Below are 7,304 nucleotides of genomic sequence, written 5' to 3' on the forward strand. Positions count from 1 at the left end.
ACATAACCTATTTCATGTCTATTTATTTTATATGTGTTTTTTTGAAGAATTTTCTTTTTATTTAAACTTTTCATTAGACGTTTGACCTCCGATGTCCATTATGATAAGTTACTAAAGATGTTATATTCGCAAACGTATAGACAACTGGTTTATACACTGTTTTTACTATGAGGAAGGAGCATACACTGCATGAATCTTTTATGGGGAATTGGCGGCGTGATTGGAGTATTAGCAATTGCTTTCTTACTATCTTCCAACCGCAAAGCTATTAATTGGCGCACAATTTTAATTGCGCTAGCATTACAAATGTCATTTTCATTTATCGTATTACGATGGGACGCTGGTAAAGCAGGTTTAAAACACGCTGCTGACGGTGTTCAAGGATTAATTAATTTTTCTTACGAGGGAATTAAGTTCGTTACTGGGGATTTAGTCAACGCAAAGGGACCTTGGGGATTTGTATTCTTTATTCAAGCACTACTTCCAATCGTATTTATTAGTTCATTAGTAGCAATCTTATATTATTTCGGTATTATGCAGAAATTTGTTAGCATCGTTGGTGGTGCATTAAGTAAACTTCTTGGAACTTCTAAAGCAGAAAGCCTAAACTCAGTAACGACTGTATTTTTAGGACAAACTGAAGCTCCAATTTTAATTAAACCTTACTTAGCACGCTTAACAAATAGTGAATTCTTCACTATTATGGTAAGCGGTATGACAGCTGTTGCTGGATCCGTTCTTGTCGGTTATGCAGCAATGGGTATTCCGTTAGAGCACTTATTAGCAGCTGCAATTATGGCGGCTCCATCGAGCTTATTAATTGCGAAACTAATCATGCCAGAGACAGAAAAAGTAGATAATAACGTTGAACTTTCTACAGAACGTGAAGACGCAAATGTTATTGATGCAGCTGCACGCGGCGCATCTGAAGGTATGCAACTTGTTATTAACGTAGCAGCAATGTTAATGGCTTTCATCGCATTAATCGCTTTATTAAATGGATTATTAGGATGGGTTGGTTCTCTGTTCGATATTAAACTTAGCCTTGATTTAATCTTTGGTTACTTATTATCACCATTCGCAATCTTAATCGGGGTTTCTCCTGGTGAAGCGATACAAGCAGCAAGCTTTATCGGTCAAAAACTTGCAATCAACGAATTCGTTGCATACGCAAACTTAGGACCACACATGGCAGAGTTCTCTGACAAAACAAATCTAATTTTAACATTTGCAATCTGTGGATTTGCAAACTTCTCTTCTATCGCAATTCAATTAGGTGTAACAGGAACGTTAGCTCCTACTCGCCGTAAACAAATTGCACAATTAGGGATTAAAGCAGTTATCGCTGGTACATTAGCGAACTTCTTAAACGCAGCAGTTGCAGGTATGATGTTCCTATAAACTTATATAGAGTCTTCTCTTTCTACAAGAGGAGACTTTTTTCATGCAATCCAAACGTCTTTTATGTATCTATTAATCAATTTATCCTAAATATAGGCACATTATGATACAATAATGTTTAAGTCTTTTTATTTTTCTTATGAAAATAGAGATACTACTTGTTGTTACCCTTCAAAAGAGTTTAACGACATGGTCAATTTCTTAATAATTGCGCATACTACAAGTATCTATTGATGAAATAGCTTTAAGGAGGAAAGTTTTGTGAAAGATAAGTTCTATAAAATCCTCTCTATGTGGATTTTACAAATTGTATTTTATTTTACTACTGTACATGTGACGAAATATGAGCATGCTCTCATTTTTACACTAATATACGTAATCGTAAATGTACTATTCTTATTTTTAGCTGACAAAACAGCATTTATTTTCTTCATACTAGGAACCATTATTTCCGTATTTTATTTGTTCTATCAAGCATGGCTTCACTTATGGAGTACATCAGATCAATGGCAATATATGATTACCCACTTCCTGATGGCAGCTAACTTCTTCATTGTATATATAACAACTCACCTATTGAAAAAAGTGATTCATGAAAATAAAGCTTTAACTGAGCGTGTGAGAACATTGGAACAATATATTGGAGAATCCAAATTACTAACAAGACAAGAATTCGAGAGACGCCAAGCGTTATTAACGACTGCAATGAATCGTCGTAATGAAACAGGCATTATTGTTTACTTTGATTTCACTTCCTTTAGTAAATATACAAAGGAAAGTGTTATGGACCGTGTAGCTTCTTTATTAGTTGAAACGGTAAGGAATGATTTTGACCTTGCTGCTGAATATGATAATAATACGCTAGTTATTTTATTACAAAACACAAATGAAGCTGGTGCTGACATTGTAATGAACCGCCTAAAACCAAAAATGGAGCAATGGCTTGCTGCTGAAGCAATCAAAGATATAAAAATTTCACGCGAGCAAATTGGAAACAAAGGACAGACACTGTTATGATGACTCTCGTTATACTTCTTTTATTCCTTCTGTTTTGCGTACTCGTTTTTTGGATTAGTATCACATTTTCAATTAAATATGTACTTATTTTTACGGCTTTTCTATTCTCTGGCTTACTCGTTTACTACTCTTTCTTAACAATCGCGGGCTTAATTCACCGAAATAGTAAACGAAAAGATCGTACGCTAGAACATTATCCGAGCGTCGATATTTTCATACCTGCCCATAATGAAGGCGTCGTTATTAAAGATACTTTAGAGGCGATGGCAAAGATTGAATATCCAGGAAAGCTAACTATTTATTTATTAAATGATAACTCTCAAGATGAAACACCTGAAATCGGAGATGATTTCGACAAAGCTTATGCTCATATTCGTCATATTCGTGTTCCTCCCGGTGAACCGAAGGGTAAATCACGTGTACTAAACTATGGGCTTAGTATTTCAGATGGTGAGTACTTCTGTGTTTACGATGCAGATAACCAGCCTGAACCACACGCACTGCGAATGCTTGTAGAACACGCTGAAACAACTGAAGATGCTGTTGGAGCTGTTGGACACGTTCGTACAGTAAACGAAAAAAGAAACTGGTTAACGCGAATGATTTCGCTAGAATTCCAAATCTTCCAGCTCCTTATGCAATCTGGACGCTGGTTACTATTCCAAACGGGCTCGCTGACAGGAACAAACATGCTTCTTCGTCGCTCCGCACTAGAAGAGCTTGGTGGCTATGACCCTTACGCAATTGCAGAAGATGCTGAATTAACATTACGAATTACACAAAAAGGTTATCTCTTACCAATCGTCCCAGAATCAGTTACTTGGGAACAAGAACCAGAGCATTTAAAAATTCTTATTAAACAACGTACACGTTGGCTCCAAGGAAATTTATATATTTTAGAAAAAATGTTCTCATCATTAAGTTTCTTTAAAGGAAAGCTGCTTGTTCATTCCTTACAACAAGTTCTAGTGTATGTTGTATTTTGGCTATTCCTAATCATTTCGAACGTTTGGTTTGTAATTGGGCTACTCGGGATATTCCAAATTCAATATAGCATTCCGCTACTATTTATGTGGTATGTCGCATATATTACATATGTTTCTCAATTATTTAGTGCCCAGAGTGTCGAACGAACCTTTACACCGACTAATATTTTTATTAGCGTTATTATGTACTTTACGTACGCACAGCTCTTTACGTACTTATTTATTCGTAGCTTAATCTTATACTTACGTGCAAAGAGCAAGAAACAAGTCATTGGCTGGGATAAAACAGTTCGATTCAAAAAAGATAAATAATAAAAATAAGCACAGAGCGCCGTATGCTCTGTGCTTATTTATTGCCGTATAAATTATATATCAGACAATACCCCTTAGCTGAAAGTAATTTCACGTCCATCCCCCAACGAACGATCGACCTTCATTTATATACGAAAAAGTGATTGCTATTTTTGTAGAACCAATTGCTTCTCTTGCTGTTCTTTGCGCGTTTCAGTCTTAGGTTCCGTGCTTTCTTGGACACTACGATGTGCCACACGTTTCAAACAAATATGCTTCCACTTTCTTTCGTAACGTTTCATTATTCTAGATGTCCCCCTTGAATGCGCTTTAAAACTATTTGAAATCGCTTACAGGAAATAATATAGCACATATATATAAACGTGACAACACATTTCCGACAATTTTTTGTCAAAAATATGAATAGAATTCGTAAGGGATCGAATATTGTCGAAACCTATCGTTTTTTCTTCGTATAAAAGGCATACTACTTATATGGTAAAGTATTTTATTTCCCCTACCCGCATTTCAAATTCCTTCTATATAAAGTGAAACTTTCATTAGCCATCACCAATCGGGCTTTTACAAGCAGCTCGATTTATTTGCTTTTGCTGAATTTTGAGGTGGGGTTCTTACTGCTCAGCAAATAGAGGGATAAAAAAAGAGCTGATATGAAATCAGCTCTTTTCCTTCTATTATTAATGACGCTTCATACGTCCTTCTTTTTGTAACTCTTTAAATAATGCTGCCATCATAAAGAAAATAACAAAGACGAACGGGAATGCTGCAATGATAGCTGCCGTTTGTAATGCTTCTAATCCGCCAATATATAATAGCGTAGAAGCTATCGCGGCTAGAACGATACCCCAAATCATTTTAATACGATTTGGTGGGTTTAAACTACCATGTGTCGTTAACATCCCTAAAACGAATGTTGCAGAGTCTGCAGATGTAATAAAGAATGTTGCAATAAGTAAAATGCCTAAAACTGATAAAGCTGATCCAAAGCTGCCCATCTGATCGAACATAGCGAATAATCCTACTTCTGTTCCCATCTCTTTCACTTTTTCGAAGATATGTGCATCACCAAACAGCTCCATATGAATACCTGTTCCGCCGAAAACAGAGAACCAAAGTGCACCAATTACGGTCGGCACAAGTAACACACCGATTACAAACTCACGAATTGTACGTCCTCGTGAAACACGAGCAATAAACGTACCTACGAACGGTGACCATGCAATCCACCATGCCCAATAGAAAATTGTCCACGATTGAATCCATTGGTTCCCACCTTCGTCTAATGGACTTAAACGGAAGCTCATGCTTGGTAATTCCTGAATATAAGAACCGATTGTTGAAGTGAAGTAATTCATAATAAAGTTTGTTGGACCCGCAAATAATACAATAATCATAAGTGCAAACGCAAAAATAATGTTCGTATTACTTAAATATTTAATTCCCTTATCCAGACCTGTTTGCGCAGATAACATAAATAATACTGTTACGATTGCAATAATAACTAACTGTGTCGTTAATGAGTTCGGGATAGATGTTAAATAACTAACACCACCCGCAATTTGTTTTGCACCGAGACCTAATGACGTTGCAACACCAAACACAGTTGCAAAAACAGCTAACACATCAAATGAATGAGCAATACGCCCGTGTTCCCCGCCCTTAAATAACGGACCTACTGTCGCACTAATCGTACTTGCTTTTCCTTTTCTAAAGGTAAAGTAAGCAATACATAACGCTACAAACGCATATAGTCCCCAAGGATGTAATCCCCAATGGAAAAATGAAAAACGCAGTGCAAGACGCGCACTTTCCTCAGTTGCACCTTCTCCAAACGGAGGTGCGTATAAATGGTTTAATGGTTCAGCAACGCCCCAAAAAACTAAGCCGATACCCATACCAGCACTAAATAGCATAGCAAACCATGTCATATAACTATAATCAGGTTCGTCATCATCTTTACCTAAACGAATAGAACCGTATTTCGAAACAATTAAAAAGATAGACACACCTAAAATAATAGAAACGGAAATAATATAAAACCAGCCGAACTTACTAACTAATGCAGTTTGAATTGCGGTTGTTACATTTCCTAAACTACCTTTTCCAATAATAGATTCGGGAATAATCCCCCAAATTGTAAATGCAATACATAATGTTAATGAAACGATGAATGTTTTTGTCAGTTTCCTCATCAAATCCCCCTTCGTAGGTTTCGCTTTTGTAAATAACATAAATTCCGATATGTAAAATCGGATAGAAAACTATAATTTTGCGGTGATTTTCTTACTTTCACCTTCACCAATTCGAATTCTTATGGACAGCCTTACCTTTCGTATAACCTTTTCACTCTGCAAGAGCTACAAGTTAGAAATACTGCTGTCAAATTGTGTGAGAAAAACGCGGATAGGAATGTATTTTCCTAAAAAAGGATGTGTTACATATGTAAAAAAGGGCAAATTTCTTCCTTGCAACCCTTTCGTTTTGTAACAATTATGCGGTTTTTTTGCTAGTATATAGCACGTGTTTATAGCTTCACAAACAAAATGTTTATGTTTATATAACTATATTACCCATAAAACGGTAAAATACTCAAGGAATGTAATCGTTTAGTAAACATCATGTAACATTCCTGTAATATTTTTATTTACGTCGAAAAAAACATGTTGTATTAAATATTTTGAATATAACTAGAAACCTATGAGTCATATAGAATGAAAAACGCTTTCCTATATTTTTTGTTATATTACAGGATATTAACGACTTATTACGAATGGTTTGTAATTGTGTGTTTTCCCCAAATCCGAAAAAATCTGTTGCTATAATGAGGACACGAAAACAAACGCAATGGAGGCTATCATGAAAAAATTAATTGGTATAGCAACAGCAGCAGTTTTTGGTCTTGGGATTTTCACATCATCTGCTAATGCAGAAACTGTTGTAACAACAGATGTACTAAACGTACGCGAAAACCCTACTACGGAATCAAAAGTTGTCGGTAAATTACTAAACGGTAATAAAATAGATGTACAAAATACAGAGAACGGATGGTCAAAAGTTACTTTAAACGGTAAAGACGCATTCGTAAGTGCAGAGTTCACAAAAAGCATCTACTACGTAACAGCTAACGTATTAAACGTACGTGCTGAAGCGAACACAAACTCAGAGGTTCTTGGAAAGTTGAAGAAAGACGATGTAATCGAAACAACGAACCAAGTACAAAATGAGTGGTTACAATTTGAATATAACGGGAAAACAGCTTATGTTCATGTTCCTTTCTTAACAGGTACAGCACCTGTAATTGAGAAACAAGAAACAACTGCTCCTGCTAAAGCTGAAGCAACAGCTAAGGCTCAAGCACCTGCAGCACAAGCAAAACCAGCTGCTAAGCCTGCTGTAAAAGCTGCTGAAACTAACACACCTTCTGGTGGTCGTGAGTTAACAGTTGTAGCTACAGCATATACAGCTCACCCGAGCGAAAACGGTGGCACATATGGCGGCCGTGTATTAACTGCAATGGGTCATGATTTAACTGCGAATCCAAACATGAAAATGATCGCTGTTGACCCGAAAGTAATCCCATTAGGATCT

Annotated in this window: 5 protein-coding genes; 4 read left to right on the plus strand and 1 reads right to left on the minus strand. The window is 36.3% G+C overall.

Features of this window, described 5'->3' with window-relative positions; all coding sequences use genetic code 11:
- Window positions 1-189 precede the first annotated feature (189 nt).
- The 3 genes from HMPREF2590_RS22665 (at window position 190) to HMPREF2590_RS22675 (ending at window position 3,716) form a co-directional block, all read left to right on the plus strand.
- A complete protein-coding gene (locus HMPREF2590_RS22665) occupies window positions 190-1,401 on the plus strand; it encodes a NupC/NupG family nucleoside CNT transporter (protein WP_001051029.1) in 1,212 nt (403 codons plus the stop codon).
- Window positions 1,402-1,662: 261 nt separating this feature from the next.
- Window positions 1,663-2,418 carry a nucleotidyl cyclase domain-containing protein gene (locus HMPREF2590_RS22670; protein ID WP_000653224.1) on the plus strand — a complete coding sequence of 252 codons (756 nt, stop codon included), beginning with the start codon at window positions 1,663-1,665 and terminating at the stop codon, window positions 2,416-2,418.
- Window positions 2,415-3,716 (plus strand): glycosyltransferase family 2 protein, encoded by a 1,302-nt coding sequence (locus tag HMPREF2590_RS22675; protein ID WP_000988751.1) that lies wholly within the window; start codon window positions 2,415-2,417, stop codon window positions 3,714-3,716. Before HMPREF2590_RS22670 ends, HMPREF2590_RS22675 begins: the two co-directional genes overlap by 4 nt.
- A 677-nt stretch (window positions 3,717-4,393) precedes the next feature.
- Here the strand turns inward: HMPREF2590_RS22675 and opuD are convergent.
- Window positions 4,394-5,908, minus strand: a complete 1,515-nt coding sequence (gene opuD / locus HMPREF2590_RS22685) for a glycine betaine transporter OpuD (protein WP_001230117.1) — start codon at window positions 5,906-5,908, stop codon at window positions 4,394-4,396.
- A 664-nt stretch (window positions 5,909-6,572) separates the two neighbouring features.
- Between opuD and HMPREF2590_RS22690 the strand changes: the two genes are divergently transcribed.
- Window positions 6,573-7,304: SH3 domain-containing protein (locus HMPREF2590_RS22690; protein ID WP_070861533.1), on the plus strand; the 732-nt coding region annotated here is incomplete at its 3' end.

Origin of the sequence: Bacillus sp. HMSC036E02 (assembly GCF_001836235.1) — a bacterium.
In the GTDB taxonomy this organism is placed as follows: domain Bacteria; phylum Bacillota; class Bacilli; order Bacillales; family Bacillaceae_G; genus Bacillus_A; species Bacillus_A cereus.